The sequence below is a fragment of the Segatella hominis genome, assembly GCF_019249725.2.
Lineage (GTDB): Bacteria > Bacteroidota > Bacteroidia > Bacteroidales > Bacteroidaceae > Prevotella.
This window is the reverse complement of record NZ_CP137559.1, coordinates 1,230,018-1,245,887: the sequence shown is the minus strand read 5'-3', so window position 1 is coordinate 1,245,887 and position 15,870 is coordinate 1,230,018. Positions and strand designations below refer to the sequence as shown.

General features: G+C 42.2%; 14 protein-coding genes and 1 other RNA gene. 6 read left to right on the top strand and 9 right to left on the bottom strand.

All coding sequences use genetic code 11. The annotated features are described in order from the left end of the window. Positions 1-38: 38 nt before the first annotated feature. The 3 genes from def to KUA50_RS05015 are packed head-to-tail and all read right to left on the bottom strand — an operon-like array spanning position 39 to position 1,485. On the bottom strand, positions 39-599 hold the full coding sequence (def, locus tag KUA50_RS05025; RefSeq protein ID WP_022111561.1) for a peptide deformylase: 561 nt from the start codon (positions 597-599) through the stop codon (positions 39-41). Next, a complete protein-coding gene (ruvX, locus tag KUA50_RS05020; protein WP_218457381.1) occupies positions 596-1,012 on the bottom strand; it encodes a Holliday junction resolvase RuvX in 417 nt (138 codons plus the stop codon). Before ruvX ends, def begins: the two co-directional genes overlap by 4 nt. Then, positions 1,009-1,485, bottom strand: a complete 477-nt coding sequence (locus KUA50_RS05015) for an SPOR domain-containing protein (protein WP_218457354.1) — start codon at positions 1,483-1,485, stop codon at positions 1,009-1,011. Before KUA50_RS05015 ends, ruvX begins: the two co-directional genes overlap by 4 nt. A gap of 314 nt (positions 1,486-1,799) precedes the next feature. Here KUA50_RS05015 and KUA50_RS05010 point away from each other — a divergent pair, with 314 nt between their 5' ends. From KUA50_RS05010 to KUA50_RS05000, 3 genes are read left to right on the top strand one after another with little or no spacing between them, the layout of a single operon-like run. Then, a complete protein-coding gene (locus KUA50_RS05010) occupies positions 1,800-2,012 on the top strand; it encodes a YtxH domain-containing protein (RefSeq protein WP_022111558.1) in 213 nt (70 codons plus the stop codon). 36 nt (positions 2,013-2,048) lie between these two features. Beyond that, positions 2,049-2,399, top strand: a complete 351-nt coding sequence (locus tag KUA50_RS05005) for a phage holin family protein (protein ID WP_218457380.1) — start codon at positions 2,049-2,051, stop codon at positions 2,397-2,399. Between the two features lie 10 nt (positions 2,400-2,409). Further along, complete coding sequence (locus tag KUA50_RS05000; protein ID WP_256624301.1) at positions 2,410-2,670, top strand: hypothetical protein; 261 nt, start codon at positions 2,410-2,412, stop codon at positions 2,668-2,670. A gap of 270 nt (positions 2,671-2,940) precedes the next feature. Here the strand turns inward: KUA50_RS05000 and KUA50_RS04995 are convergent, their stop codons facing one another. Beyond that, a complete protein-coding gene (locus KUA50_RS04995) occupies positions 2,941-5,157 on the bottom strand; it encodes a RelA/SpoT family protein (RefSeq protein WP_218457352.1) in 2,217 nt (738 codons plus the stop codon). A gap of 123 nt (positions 5,158-5,280) precedes the next feature. On the opposite strand from KUA50_RS04995, the gene KUA50_RS04990 reads away from it, so the two are divergent. The 3 genes from KUA50_RS04990 (at position 5,281) to KUA50_RS04980 (ending at position 7,974) form a co-directional block, all read left to right on the top strand. Further along, complete coding sequence (locus tag KUA50_RS04990) at positions 5,281-6,846, top strand: DUF4301 family protein (RefSeq protein WP_218457351.1); 1,566 nt, start codon at positions 5,281-5,283, stop codon at positions 6,844-6,846. Positions 6,847-7,013: 167 nt separating this feature from the next. Then, positions 7,014-7,422: RNase P RNA component class A (gene rnpB, locus KUA50_RS04985), an RNA gene on the top strand. A 120-nt stretch (positions 7,423-7,542) separates the two neighbouring features. Next, positions 7,543-7,974 (top strand): hypothetical protein, encoded by a 432-nt coding sequence (locus tag KUA50_RS04980; protein WP_218457350.1) that lies wholly within the window; start codon positions 7,543-7,545, stop codon positions 7,972-7,974. A 298-nt stretch (positions 7,975-8,272) separates the two neighbouring features. Here KUA50_RS04980 and KUA50_RS04975 read toward each other — a convergent pair whose 3' ends face one another. From KUA50_RS04975 to rpsA, 5 genes are all read right to left on the bottom strand, one after another. Further along, positions 8,273-9,607, bottom strand: a complete 1,335-nt coding sequence (locus KUA50_RS04975; RefSeq protein WP_218457349.1) for an NADP-specific glutamate dehydrogenase — start codon at positions 9,605-9,607, stop codon at positions 8,273-8,275. 390 nt (positions 9,608-9,997) lie between these two features. Next, entirely contained in the window at positions 9,998-11,575 is a 1,578-nt protein-coding gene (locus KUA50_RS04970) for a calycin-like domain-containing protein (protein WP_218457348.1), read from the bottom strand. A gap of 24 nt (positions 11,576-11,599) precedes the next feature. Beyond that, the gene (locus KUA50_RS04965) at positions 11,600-12,394 is read right to left on the bottom strand and encodes a porin family protein (RefSeq protein ID WP_256624300.1); all 795 of its coding nucleotides are present in this window, start codon (positions 12,392-12,394) and stop codon (positions 11,600-11,602) included. Then, positions 12,387-13,562, bottom strand: a complete 1,176-nt coding sequence (locus tag KUA50_RS04960) for a PCMD domain-containing protein (protein WP_218457347.1) — start codon at positions 13,560-13,562, stop codon at positions 12,387-12,389. The genes KUA50_RS04965 and KUA50_RS04960 overlap by 8 nt, the downstream gene beginning before the upstream one ends. A 314-nt stretch (positions 13,563-13,876) precedes the next feature. Then, a complete protein-coding gene (gene rpsA / locus KUA50_RS04955) occupies positions 13,877-15,658 on the bottom strand; it encodes a 30S ribosomal protein S1 (protein ID WP_022111539.1) in 1,782 nt (593 codons plus the stop codon). Positions 15,659-15,870 lie beyond the last annotated feature (212 nt).

Sequence of the window (15,870 nt, the reverse complement as noted above, 5' to 3'; positions counted from 1 at the left end):
AATAGAACTAAAACCTATTGAAAATGCTTTTTCGCTGATTAGCGACGAATTTTAGTGCGATAAGCACAGCGGAATTTGCCCTTGATGATGTTTTTAAGTTTACCGGCAATCATGTTTTTGCGTAGAGGTGAAATGCGATCTACAAACATGGTGCCCTCCAGGTGGTCAAATTCATGCTGCATAACTCTTGCCAGATAACCTTCCACCCATTCGTCGTGCTCCTGATACTCTTCATCAAGATATTTCACATGGATACGGGTAGGGCGGGTAACTTTTTCTGAGATGCCAGGGATAGACAGGCAGCCTTCTTCCAAAGACTCTGTCTTGCTTTCCTCGTCGCGCTCGATGATGTGAGCATTGATAAATGCTTTTCTGAAACCTTTGTACTCAGGAAAATCCTCGCTGAGTACATCTAAATCGATAACAACAACACGGATGTCGAGACCAATTTGGGGAGCTGCAAGACCCACTCCATTACTTGCGTCAAGGGTTTCATACATGTTGGAAATCAGCTGTTTCAGTTCCGGATAATCCGGAGTAATATCTTCAGCCACTTTTCTCAATACAGGCTGACCATATATATAAATAGGTAAAATCATTTTCTGGATTGCAAAAAATCTTGTAAAATAATGGTGGCGCTAATCTCGTCCACCAGTCCTTTGTTTTCTTTTCTCACTTTCTTCTTTACTCCGCCGGCTATCATTGCTCGATGGGCGAGTACAGAAGTGAATCTTTCATCATAGTACTCAATGGGAATCTCCGGGTGAGCCTTGCGCCATCTGTTGAAGAAGTTCTCCACACGCGCCAGGTTTTCGCTGGGTTGCCCATTGGGCTGCATCGGTTTGCCGATGACAATGCGCTCCACCTGCTCCTTTTGTATATAGCCTTCGATGAAGGCAAATAGTTCAGATGTAGCAACAGTGGCCAACCCACCTGCAATAATCTGCAATGGGTCGGTCACTGCCAGTCCGGTACGTTTCTTACCGTAATCTATGGATAAGATGCGCATTATTTCTTAAAGAGCAACCAAGCGTCTGGGTACTTGCTGGCACGGAGTTCGTTACGGCTCTTTACAGCACCAGCCTTATCTACGAATGTGGAAGCAACCACACGATACATGTTGCGCTCATTGTTGAATACGATTTGTGCGTCATAGCCTGAACTCTTCAATGTGTTGTAGAGACCCTCAGCGTTAGCCTTCAAAGAGAAAGAACCTACTACTACGCTGAAATTCTGGAGACCAGAACCAGAAACAAGTGATACATTCTCCTGACGTACAGATGCATTATCTACTTCTGTATTTGTTGATTCGCTAGGAGTAGTTGTCTCCAATGGAGTAACAACTGGTTCTGTTGTTGTAGGCTGCTGTACTTCCTGAGCCTGTGCCTTCTCGTATGCTTTCTTATACATGCTTTCTTTAGACTTACAACTTGCAAGTGCCAAAACAATGCACAAGCCCAAGCTCAAAACTGATAATTTCTTCATAACTTAATGTTTTTATTGTTTAACTTATTTGATTTCTTTGTTGTTTAGTAGTGATATAATCACCACCCGTTGACAATTCGTGTCGCTTTCGTTCTGCGAAAATACAAATAATATTGCAAATACAACAAGAAACCTCGCATAAAGTTTGTTAAAACATGGGTAATACAACACCTTTAAATAAAAATTAAGGAAAAAATCATTGTTTATTGAATATTATTTTGTACATTTGCAACATAAAGAAGTCGTCGGGCCAGCTTATAGAGATAGTTCGTCGATCTCTTGATAACATGTTTAACAATAAAAACTTAGTAATTATGAAAGCATTAGGTTACATTGGAGCTTTCCTCGGCGGTGCAATCGCTGGTTCAGCTTTAGGTTTGATTTTTGCTCCTGAGAAGGGTGAGGATACACGTAGCAAAATTGCTGATGCAGTTGACAATTTCTGCAGCAAGCATAACATCAAGCTCAGCAAAAAAGATGTTGATGATTTGGTAGATGACATTAAGGACGCTGCTCCTGAGGTATAATTTATCATGTCTTTTTGAGGACGATAATTTATCATGATGTTTTCTAACGATAAAAATGTAGAAACTATTGGGCAACTTGTTGAAGTGCTCAAACACTATATCGGGCTTCAGACGGAATATGTGAAGCTCGATGTAGTGGATAAAGTAGTACGCTTGCTGACAGCCTTAACTGTTACCGTTGTGTTAGTCGGCTTGCTCATGATAGCCCTTATTTATTTTTCTTTTGCCTTGGCTTATGGCTTGGGTGAACTTATTGGATATGTCTGGGGATTCTGCATCGTTGCGGCTATATACCTATTTATATTAGTGGTATTCTTTATATTCCGCCATCAATGGATTGAACGTCCTTTGGTGAAATTCCTTGCAGGTATTCTCATGCAAAAATAATGATAAGATGATGAGTCAAGATAATTCTAATCCGACGAAATATAGTTCATTGACAGAAATCCGTTTGCGAAAGGAATTGTTGCAAAAGGATATCGAGGCTGATGATGCAAGAATCAAGGCTTTGTGGAAATCTTTGTTTGCAAAGCCTGATGCTTTGTCCAAGAACGCAAGCCCAAGCAAAAGAATGCAGAGCCTGTTCTCCATCGGTGCAAGTGCCTTTGATGGGGCTTTGTTGGCTTGGAAACTTTATAGAAAATTCAAGAAAAAATAAAAAAAGGGTCACCGCTGTGACCCATTCCTTGTTAACCTTAAATCTAATACTATGAAAAACACACGTACAAAAATAGTTATTATATTCGAAATAGCAATGGATTTTTATGAAAATCTGTTTGCTTATAACAAACTTTAATACTCGCATACTTGTGCTTAAATAAAATTAAGGCTAAATGCTTGATGCTTATAGCATCGCATTTAGCCTTAATCTCGTTGAATTTATGCTGAAAAAGTTATGTTATAACTTCAGCTAACTTTAATCTTACGTTTAGATTCTTATTACCTGTTTTACTCCCTTTACTGCACTCAGTTTCTTGATGAGTGTTTCTGTCTTTGTAGCATCATCTATCATGACTGTTACGTTACCAGAGAAGAGTCCATCCTTGGAGGAGATGTTGATTCCGCGCATCACGAGTTTATCCTCTTTGGAAATAATGTTGGTAATGTTGCTGACAATACCGATATCATCATTGCCGATAATTCGCAGAGTAATGGCATACTTGGAAGAACCTTTACCGCTCCAGCGGGCTCTTACGATACGGTAACCGAAACGTCTGCGCAATTCGCGGGCATTTGGGCAGTCGGTACGGTGAATCTTGATTCCCTTGTTGATGGTTACGAAACCAAAAATCGGATCACCATAGATAGGGTGGCAGCAATGAGCAAGTTCGAAGTCTATACCTTTGAGATTTTCGTCTATGGTAAGTACGTCGTCGCTTTGCTTCACCAGTTCCTCTGTAGGATTTTCGTATTCGAAGTTGGCTGCGCTCTCAGCAGGCTTTGTGGCGTTGGACAAGTTGAGATCGTGGTCTCGTTCTGCCACATATCTGTCGATAACGCTGTTGACATCCAGTCTTTCTTCTGCTATATCTTTATAGAAATCCGAGTTCTCTTTGTAGCCCATCTTCTTGATGATACGCGCCATCGTACTTTCATCAATATCGATTTTGCGGTTTTTGAATCGTCGTTCGATGAGTTCCTTGGCAAGAAGTCCGTCCTTCTTCTGGGTTTCCTTGAGGGCGAGTCTGATTTTTGCCTTTGCCTTCGAGGTCTGTACGATATTCAACCATTCTTGTCTTGGCTTTTGATTGCTCTGGGTGAGAATCTCAATCTGGTCGCCGGAATGGAGCTCTTGTCTGAAACTTACAGCCCTTCCGTTGATTTTACCTCCCACGCAGTTGTTGCCAATACGCGAGTGGATATAGTAGGCGAAATCGAGCACAGTGGCTCCTTTAGGGAAGTTGAGCAGATCACCCTTCGGGGTAAATACATACACCTCATCTTCCTTCAGATCTGTGGTGAACTGGTCCATCAATTGCAGATCGTCATTATTCTCCAGTGCACTTCGGATATTGGCAAGCCATTCGTCAATGCCGCCTTCTCCCTGTCTGATACCTTTATAGCGCCAGTGGGCAGCCAGACCATGCTCGGCGATATCGTCCATACGTTCTGTTCTGATTTGGACTTCCACCCATTTCTTTTCCGGACCCAGTACGGTGGTGTGCAAACTTTCATATCCATTACTCTTAGGTACGGATAACCAGTCGCGCATACGCTTCGGATTAGGCTGATACATGTCCGTGATGATGGCGAACACTTGCCAGCATTGTTTGTATTCCATTTCACGAGGCACATCAAGGATGATTCTGATGGCAAACAGGTCATATACACCTTCAAATCCGCATCCCTGCTTTTTCATTTTCTGCCAGATGGAATGGATGCTCTTTGTTCTTCCCTTCATGTGATATTTCAGTCCAGCTTCATTCAACTTTTCCTGAATAGGTTTGATAAAACGAGCGATATAAGCATCTCGGGATGCTTTTGTGGCATTCAATTTCTCCTTTATTAAATAATAGGCATCATGCTCCAGATACTTCAGACTGAGATCTTCCAGTTCGCTCTTCAGTTTATAGAGACCCAATTTGTGGGCGAGTGGGGCATAGAGGTAACTAGCTTCCTCGCTGACTTCCTTTTTAGCCTCTTCCTGCTTAGTGTCCCTTATCTGTCGCATCACATTCACGCGGTCTGCTATCATGATGAGGATGACACGCATGTCTTCTGAAAACGAGATAAGCAGATTTCTGAAATTCTCGCTTTCTATAATAGGATTACGTTTGTACAGATCGTGAATGCGGAGAAGACCTCCGATGATGTGCTCCACGTTGTCACCATATTTGCGTTTGATGTCTGCTAATGTCTGGTATCCGTCGATGACGCTGGTCTGCATCAGTATGGAAATGACACCATCTCGTTTCAGACCAATCTCGTTGACAGCTATTTCTGCCGTCTGGAGTGCATGCAAAATAGGATTCAGTCCAAACACGTCACGTCGTATTTGGTGATTTTCGAAAGCATGGTGGATATCCTCACGCAAATGGGTTTCATCTTCCTGCGTGAAAGTCTCTCCGATGGCATTTCTCAATCTTTCGAGGATGAGCAGGGTTTGCTCCTTCTCTTCGGGTGTAAATGTAAAAACTTCGTTCATTTTTATCCCTCCTTGTTAATATTTTGCTGCAAAGGTACAAAAAATCGCGCAAATATTTCGCATTTTCAAAAAAAGTTACTATATTTGTGGCATAATCGCATAAAATAACATAAATGTGGTATTATGAATCAGCAAGATCTAAGTCAAATCAAGGCTCGTGGCATTAGCGAGCAACAAATCGAACATCAGTTAGAACAGATCAAGAATGGTTTTCCTTTCTTGAAACTTGAGGCTGCTGCCGCTATCGGCAAGGGCATCATGGCTCCTACAGATGACGAAGTGAAAAACTATGAGCAGGCCTGGAATGAGTACAAGGCTGAGGGTCACAAAATCGTGAAGTTTGTGCCTGCATCCGGTGCTGCCAGTCGTATGTTCAAGAATATGTTTGCTTTCTTGAGCGCTCCTTACGATGTACCTACTACAGACTTTGAGAAGCATTTCTTCGAGAATATCAAGAAGTTTGCTTTCCGTGAGGCTCTCTGTGACAAATGTCGTGAGAATGAAGGCAAGGGCATCAAGAAACTGATGGGTGAAGGTAATTACAAGGCTGTGGTGGCTAACCTTTTGGAAGCAAAGGGACTCAACTACGGTCAGTTACCTAAGGGCTTATTGCTTTTCCATGAGTATTCTGCGGATGAGGTGCGCACTCCTATGGAGGAGCACCTGGTAGAAGCGGCTCTCTATGCAAGTAGCAATGGTGAGGCTAACGTACACTTTACTGTTTCTCATGACCATTTGGACCTTTTCAAGCAGAAGGTGGCAGAGAAGGCAGATTTCTATGCCGAGAAGTTTGGTGTGAAGTACAACATCTCTTTCTCAGAGCAGAAACCAAGCACCGATACGATTGCTGCTAATCCTGATAACACGCCTTTCCGCAATGAGGATGGCAGTTTGCTGTTCCGTCCAGGAGGACATGGTGCTCTGATCCAGAATCTGAATGAAATTGATGCCGACGTTGTCTTTGTGAAGAACATTGATAATGTAGTGCCAGATCGCTTGAAGGCTGACACTGTAACCTATAAGCAGGTTATTGCTGGTATTCTGGTTACGCTTCAGAAGAGGGCTTTCGAATACTTGAATTTGCTTGACTCTGGTCTTTATAATCATGAGAAATTGGAGGAGATTATCCGCTTCGTTCAGCGCGATCTCTGCTGCCGCCGTGCAGATATCAAGGAATTGGAGGATGCCGAACTGGTTATTTATTTGCGTAAGAAATTGAACCGCCCTATGCGTGTCTGCGGCGTAGTCAAGAACGTTGGTGAGCCTGGTGGCGGTCCATTCCTTACATATAATAATGATGGTACTGTAAGTTTGCAGATTCTTGAGAGTTCTCAGATTGACACAAACAATGAGGAATATATGAAGATGTTTACTCAGGGTACTCACTTCAATCCGGTAGATCTCGTTTGTGCTACAAAGAACTATAAGGGCGAACCATTCAATCTGCCTGATTATGTGGATCCTACTACTGGCTTTATTTCAAGCAAGAGTAAGAATGGTAAGGACTTGAAGGCATTGGAGTTGCCTGGTCTGTGGAATGGTGCGATGAGCGATTGGAACACCGTCTTTGTAGAGGTTCCTCTGAGCACTTTCAATCCTGTAAAGACCGTCAACGACTTGTTGCGTGATCAGCATCAGGCTGTCATTGGCGGTGTAAAGCACGAAGGAGGTTGCTGCTGCAAGCACTAATTTGATTGCGCCTATTTATCCTGCACTTACTATGATTCGTGCATATATATAATAAGGTGTAGGAAGAATATGATGCGGCGTAAGAAGAACTCTATAGGGTAATATTGGAAAAAAGTAAAGAAACATAGCAGAGATTCAAAAGTTTTTTGTACCTTTGCAGACTGAAAGCAGCGCTCCGGTCTGTCGCTGGCATTCCTTTATGGGGGATGCGGGAGGAAAGTCCGGGCAGCATAGGGCATCCCACTTCCGAAAATAGAAGCTATTGGTGACAGTAGGTGTCGGCAGAAGAAAATAACCGCTTTTACTATCTTGCTCTTTGAGTGGGGTGGTGAGAGTAAGGGTGAGAAGGTGGTGTAAGAGACCACCAGCTGGCGGGTGATCGTCAGGCTGTGCCATCTGGGAGCTGTAAGCTCATGTAAACCGCAGTTTGAGGGCGGCTCGTCCGAAGTCTTCGGGCTACTGTGGAGGGTAGAGTGCTTGAACCTAAGGGTGACTTTAGGGCTAGATAAATGGCAGACTCTGTTCTTACTTCTGGTAGGATACAGACAGAACTCGGCTTATAGGGGCACTGCTTTCTTTTTTTTACTGAAAAGTATGAAGGCGAAGGTTTCTCGTGATAAGATACCTTTGCTTTTTTCTTTTGTAATTGTTGTGGTAATTTTTGCAGGAATATTCAATATTTAATATAATAAGAAAATGAACTTAAAAGATCCAGAGAAGGAGTTTTTTGATGACTTCGAACATAAGGTGACTGACAAGATCAAAAAGTATGGCGACCGTCCTAACTTCCCAAAGTTGGAAGATTATGGTATCGAGCGGATGGAGTTGGAGGATTACCTCTTCGACAAGCAAGCCATCATGGATATGGGTGGTACTCCTCGCCACAAGATGACTGTTGGAGGTATTATTACTTTGATTCCAATCATCATCTTATCTGCAATGCCAGATAGTGCCTACGTTTATGGAAAGACCTGGACGTCCGTCTTGGCGATTGTCATTGGTTTGATGCTGACCCTCTGTTTTTATGCGGTTTTGAAAGCTATCATCCAAATGAGATTGAGCAAGCATAAAGATTCCAAGTTTGAGACTTACATTAAGGCTGTGCTCTTCTATCAACCTGCAGAATAAAGTAGGCTGAACCCCATTTTTCATTGTGTTGATTATGTCATATTGTGGTGCAGATTTTCTGCTAAACAGAGGCACTTGAAAGGTGGGTTTTAATGATGCGCTTTATTAGATGTTAATGATGCGCTTCGTTAGGTGTTAATGATGCGCATCGTTAGGTGTTAATAAAGCGCATCGTTAAATGCTAATGATGCGCATTGTTAAGTTGCGCTATTTAAAAAGCGAAAATTTTGCGCATAAAAAAAGAAAGTAGGCCGTTTTTGACCTACTTTCTTTGAGTAATATCTTAAAGTTGATATGATTATACGATACCCTGAGCCATCATAGCCTTAGCTACCTTCAAGAAACCTGCTACGTTAGCACCCTTTACATAGTTAACGTAACCATCAGCCTCTGTTCCATACTTCACACAGTTTGCGTGAATGTCGTTCATGATGTCGTGGAGCTTAGCGTCAACCTCCTCACGAGACCACTTCAAACGCTCTGAGTTCTGGCTCATCTCGAGACCTGATACAGCAACACCACCTGCGTTGGCAGCCTTACCTGGAGCGTAGAGAATCTTAGCATCCTGGAATACCTTGATAGCCTCTGGAGTAGATGGCATGTTAGCACCCTCGCTGACTGCGATTACACCATTAGCGATGAGAGCCTTAGCAGCTTCCTCGTTGATCTCATTCTGAGTAGCAGATGGGAGAGCGATGTCTGCCTTCTCAAACCAAGGCTTTGCACCCTCTACATACTTCACGCCATATTTCTCAGCATACTCCTTGATACGACCGCGCTCTACGTTCTTGAGTTCCATGATGTAGTCGAGCTTCTCGCGATCGATACCGTCTGGATCGTAGATGTAACCGTCAGAGTCAGAACATGTCACTGGCTTAGCACCCAACTCGATCAACTTCTCCATTGTATATTGAGCAACGTTACCAGAACCAGATACCAAAACAGTCTTGCCCTTGATGTCGATGTTCTTTGTAGCGAGCATGTTGCAGAGGAAATATACGTTACCGTAACCTGTAGCCTCAGGACGGATACGAGAACCACCGAACTCCTGACCCTTACCAGTCAAGACACCCTGGAACTGGTGAGTCAACTTCTTGTACATACCGAAGAGGTAACCAACCTCACGGCCACCAACACCGATATCACCTGCAGGAACGTCCTCGTCTGGACCCATGTGACGGTAAAGCTCAGTCATGAAAGCCTGGCAGAAACGCATCACCTCGTTGTTGCTCTTACCACGTGGAGAGAAGTCAGAACCACCCTTAGCACCACCCATTGGGAGAGTAGTCAAAGAGTTCTTGAATGTCTGCTCGAAAGCCAAGAACTTCAAGATGCTCAAGTTTACAGACTTGTGATAGCGAAGACCTCCCTTGTATGGGCCAATCACGTTGTTGTGCTGGATACGGTAACCCATGTTAGTCTGAACGTTACCCTTATCATCTACCCATGATACACGGAATTCGATGACACGGTCTGGAATACAAAGACGCTCGATGAGGTTTGCTTTCTCAAACTCAGGGTGCTTGTTGTACTCTTCCTCGATGGTACCAAGTACCTGACTAACTGCCTGGATGTATTCAGGCTCATTAGGGAATCTTCTCTGAAGATTCGCGATGACTTCTGATGCTTTCATAATCTTAATCTTTTATTGAGTTTAAAATTTTTATTTTCTTGTTTGCGATTGCAAAGGTAAAGAAAAAGATTGAAATAACAAACAAAAAGAAAGAAAAAATGATATAAAAGTAGAAAAAAGTCACTTTTTTAACTTTTTGTAAGACGAAAAGGCCTATTTTTGTGTACGTACACCTTATTATATATAGGGAAAGCCTAAATTTATATCTGTAGTGTATCGAATAGGATAGTAGGGTACCACTTTTATTTTTGCGTGGGCAGGGAAAAATTTGCGCCTGCCCACGCAGAAAAAATCCTCGGCGAAAGGAAATTTCCTTCTGCCGAGGATTCTGATGTTTATGATAGGAAGTAAATTGTTACTTCTGTATCGTTATTTTACTTTTTAAAACCATTATTTCTTGATAACCTTCTTGGTCTTTCCGTCAGTGGTCTTCACAATGTAAACATTGCCAGAAGTCATAGAACTTACCTGCTGACCAGCGAGGTTGTAAATGGCGTTGATGCCGTTAGGGAGAGTAACGGTCTGAGGCTTGTTGATACCGTTTACCAAACCAGGGAAGGTTACTGTACGAGTGACAAATGTTTTTAAGTCATTTGAAGTAACCGTAATTGTTACATATGTTGCTTCATCATCAGATGTTATCTTCTTGGTTACGTAAGCACCTGCGCCTTCCGCTACAATGGTAAAATCTTCAGGTTTAACTTCCTTGTCGTATTTCTCTATGTTTATGTTTCCAGATTCATCAAAATCAGTCAATTCTTCATTGTTGAAAGAAACTGATTTAAAACCAGCATTATATACAAGTTCTACATCATCTACATAGAGAATGTCTGGATCATTAGTGTTTTTGCTACCACCTCCAGGTTCTGCGCATGTAGAGATTGTAACAAGAGCTGCCTTAGGTGTTTCCTTATCCTTTGCGTATATAAATGGAATAGAAATTTCTTGCCAAGCATCTTTTGTATCTGCTATTGTCTTATTCTCTGCACGTGCGATGATATTATCTTCGTATTTATTATCTTCTGGGTCTTGTACGTATTTCCCATTTGTGAGAATAGCTTTTGCAGATGCAGTAACATGAGTACTGTAAGTTTCAATTTTTCCCACCCAATTTTTAGCACTTCTTTCCCCCACATGATACTTTACGCTCATCTTAATAAAGTCTGGCTTATTTGTCAGCACTGCGTAGAATGGATTATTATCAACATCAAGGTCAGTTTTACTAAAATCAAGGAATGAGCAATTTTTTTTGTTTGAAGCAGATATGTCTCCTGCTTTAATGCGCCCCGTTGTAATGGTTCCGTTGGCAGAGACAGAAAGAATGCTTGAGGATTTTATCATGACGGACTTAGTGCCTTCGCTGCTCTCTGGTTTGTCTTCTGATTCCCACGTACGCTGTCCTGCTGCTGTTACTGCTAACGAGCCTGTGAGGTTTTCTTTATAGAAAGAGTGCCATCCGATAGGCTCTTTGCTTTTTTCTGAAAAATCTTCAAATCCAGAGTTTGGTAATTGACCCATCAGGTTGGCATCGTTACCTAATTTTACACCTACGATCATGTTCCCTGCAAGTGGAATATTCAAAATTGCATTGAAATTTCCACCTTTGAGTTGACCTTTGAGAAGAATAGGAAGGTCGCCTAAACCAGGACCCATCCAATCTTCAACAGAAGCATCGTCACCCTGAGTGATTTGAATGGTTTGTTGGGCTTCCAAAGCGGTTACGTTTCCGCATTCTGTTGCTTCTACGTTCTCAATATGAATATTTCCAACTCCCATGTCACCCATAGCAAAGTTTTTGAGATCCATGGTGTATTTGCCATTGTCCTGCTTGGTGACAGATACTGTAACGTCTCCTACAGGCATATCAACAGAACCACTGATGTTTACAGCCAGAGGACAAGTGTAATTTTCGGCAGATGCAGACATCAGTGCAAGTGCCAATGCTACAGAAGTAAATAATTTCTTCATATTTTCTTTGTTTAAATTAAGTTTTTATTTCAATTGATAAATCAAACCGATAGTTCCGTAGATAGGGTATAATGATTGATCTAATACTGTAAAGTTTTTCTTGAAGATTTCAGAAAGACCCCATGTCAGACCAGCATAACCTCCCCATCGTTTAGAAAAGTACCAGTCTGCACCTACGTCAATACCGAATTGCCAGTTGCGCATATCTCCAGAAAAATCGTATTCCCCACGTTCGCCATCTGTGTTACCAAGTTCAACTTTCATTCCCGTTGGATCACCTTGACGCAAATAGCCATCATAGGCATATCCGTCAAATTTATGTGAGGTGACATAAGAGAAATATGGACCTAACTTGATTCTTACCTTTTCAGATATATCATAGGTTGCTTGTACTGGTATTGTTGCCAAACTTTGATCTACTTTAGTGACTACATTTCCAGTGAACATACCTTCCAATTCTCTGTCGCCACATTTCATTTTCATGTGGTAATTCTTAACGCCAGCATCTGTTTTCATGCCTTTATTTTCAAAGTGGAGACCAAACATGATTCCCCAACTGTCATTGAATGGGTGGAATGCGTCGAAACCTAATATAAAATTAGGACGAACAGAATAGCTATGAAGGGTGCGAATAGTAGCAGGCATTCCTATAGGAGCTGTTCCTCCCAAATTGTAGCCACCTCTTACGTAGTAACTGTAGTTTCTTAGGAGACTGTTACTTTTTACCTCTCCGTATTGATTCGTCCAACCAAAAGTTGGTGTGCTTGCTGCTGTTATGAGCAGAATTGATAATATCGAAATTTTATTCATTTTATTCATCTCCCTTTTCACATGTTATACGGAATTTATCAACATATAAGGTGCTACCTATCGCACCCATAAATGATGCACCATCCACGCTGGATGAACATACAATTGCTAAACTGTAGCCCATATTCTTGAGCTTCTCCATGTCGATTTCCTTCCTTTTATCAAACTCTAAGTCAAAATGAGTCCATTCTGGTGTATTATCAATGTCTGGCACCTTTGCTATGGCTACTATTTGTTCGCTTGTTTGCACGTTGCTGCCATCAAGAAAGATGGCTTCTCCTTCCGCATTATGATTGTCGTAAAGTACAGCATAGATGGTACCATAATCCAATTTGCCCTCTACAACTCTCTTCTTTTTGTCGGTAAATTTATTACCTCTTTGGTATTTGTAATAGCCGCTGAATCTGATTGGCAAGAAACTCACAGGAATACCAAATTGAGTAGTTTTCATTGCATCCTTCATGGCTTGAGATGCGTCGAACTTACCTAAGAATAAGTTGCCTGCTGCAATAGGCATTTTGTACATCATTCCGAATCCACCAGTGTCGCTTGTCGTTAGTTTAACGCAAGCAGTACCATCCAGTGTGCCTTCTGAACCTGCAGGAATAGGAATAGTAGGGTAGTCGTTTGGTTTGGCTGTGTTTCCTACGCTTAAGTTGTATCCAGGATTACCTGTTGCCCAATTGTTGGCTCTTGTTCCGTCATCGTTTTTGTCGCTCCATACATAATATTTATTCACAGGTTTAACCTCATTGAGGAAATACTCCTCAAAGTCATATTTCATTTCTTCGTAAACAACAGGTGGAAATGAAAATGATACGGAATAAGAACGATTCCATTCTCCATCCTGCGAAGTAACCTTATATATAATAGGACCATTAGTAAAATCATGTACAGAACCATTTTCGGGTGTAATCTTTGCACCTTCAGTTAGTCTGAATAATGGTGCCATATTACTTATGTCTGTATGTCTTTTTACGTTGAAAGTTATGTCTTGTTCGTTGGAGAGAACCTTTACGATAGTGTCTGTGTAATTGGCGAATATTTCCAACGGATTATCCACATGAATATATGCCTGCTCAATATCGCACTCTGCGTTAAGAGGCTCATCCTTGAAACAAGAAGTGAGGGTAGCGCTGCCAATCATTGCAGCGGCCATCAATTTAAAATATTTCATAAACTATTAATATAATCTTTTTTACCGGGTGCAAAGTTACGACGAAAACTTGTAACTTCCAAATGTTTTTCCCTTAAAATGCATATTTGTTCTCTTTTTGGCATAAAAAAAGAGGAAAAATGATATGATGTACCTGAATTGCAAACAATTAGCTACTTTCTTTTATATGCTTTCACTTTGTTATGAAATATCAATAGAATAGGGGGACTTTTATTAAAATGATGAGATAAAAAATCCCCGATTCCAAAGAACCGGGGATAAAATATTTTGCATTGTTATTGAATGCGATTCAAATTGAAGCGAAAGGCTAATGATTAAGCCTTACCCTCCATCTGAGCCTTCAATTTAGCAAGTGCGTCGATATCACCGAGTGAAGTACCTGCTGCTACGTTGTTGATAGCTGCAGCCTCATTCTTGCGACCTGCGTTGTTGTGCTTGCGTGGAGCTGCTGGCTTAACATCGTCCTTGCCCTCCTCGAATGTACGAGAGTGAGAGAGGATGATACGCTTTGTCTCCTTAACGAACTCGATAACCTTGAAGTCGAGCTCCTCGCCCTTCTTAGCCATTGAGCCATCCTCCTTAGTGAGGTGCTTTGGAGTTGCGAAGCCTTCGCCACCCTCTGCGAGAGCAACTACAGCGCCCTTATCCATCATCTCAGTGATGGTACCCTTGTGGATAGAACCAGGAGTATAGATTGCCTCGTACTCATCCCATGGGTTAGCCTCCAACTGCTTGTGGCCAAGGCTCAAACGACGGTTCTCCTTATCAATCTCGAGAACTACTACGTCGATGTCAGCGCCTACTGTTGTGAACTCAGATGGGTGCTTAACCTTCTTAGTCCAAGAGAGGTCGGAGATGTGGATCAACCCATCAACACCTTCCTCGAGCTCTACGAAGATACCGAAGTTAGTGAAGTTGCGAACCTTTGCAGTGTGCTTGCTACCTACAGGGTACTTAACCTCGATGGTCTCCCATGGGTCTTCCTTCAACTGCTTGATACCAAGGCTCATCTTACGCTCAGCGCGGTCGAGTGTCAAGATAACAGCCTCAACCTCGTCACCTACCTTCATGAAGTCCTGAGCAGAACGCAAGTGCTGGCTCCAAGACATCTCAGATACGTGGATAAGACCCTCTACACCAGGAGCAATCTCTACGAATGCACCGTAATCAGCCATAACGACTACCTTACCCTTAACGTGGTCACCAACCTTCAAGTTAGCATCCAAAGCATCCCATGGGTGTGGAGTCAACTGCTTCAAACCAAGAGCGATACGCTTCTTCTCCTCATCGAAGTCGAGGATAACAACGTTGATCTTCTGGTCGAGTGTTACAACCTCGTGTGGATCGCTTACGCGGCCCCAAGAGAGGTCTGTGATGTGAATCAAACCATCTACGCCGCCGAGGTCAACGAATACACCGTAAGAAGTGATGTTCTTAACAGTACCTTCGAGGATCTGACCCTTCTCGAGCTTACCGATGATTTCTTTACGCTGCTGCTCCAACTCCTGCTCGATGAGAGCCTTGTGAGATACAACAACATTGCGGAACTCCTGGTTGATCTTTACAACCTTGAACTCCATTGTCTTGCCTACGAAGATATCGTAGTCGCGTATAGGGTGAACGTCAATCTGGCTTCCTGGCAAGAAAGCTTCGATACCGAAAACGTCAACAATCATACCGCCCTTAGTGCGGCACTTGATATAACCCTGGATAACTTCCTCGTTCTCAAGAGCCTCGTTAACACGCTCCCAAGACTTGCTCAAGCGAGCCTTCTTGTGAGAGAGAACCAACTGACCCTTAACGTCTTCCTGGTTTTCTACATAAACCTCAACCTTGTCACCTACCTTCAAGTCTGGGTTGTAACGGAATTCAGAAGCTGGGATAATACCGTCGCTCTTGTAACCGATGTTTACGATAACCTCTTTCTTATCAACAGAGATTACAGTACCCTCTACAACCTGATGTTCAGTTACTTTGTTAAGAGTTTCGTCATAGGCCTTCTCGAGGTCCTCTTTGCTGACGTTTGCGCTGCCGCCATTCTCAAACTCGTCCCAATTGAAGTCGTCCAATGGCTTTACGTTCTTTAAATCTGACATAAAATTAAATAAAAAATTAAAAATTAATAAAGTTAGACTTTATGTGAATTATATAAATCGGGCGCAAAATTACTCATTTTTGGCGGAATAACCCAATTTGGAGAGATATAAATGCTGATATTTATTGTATTTTAACATTTTTGGGCTATAAAATGGGGCTATTTCCTATTTTACCTTATTATATATATGAAATATACTCTATAAAAACTGCT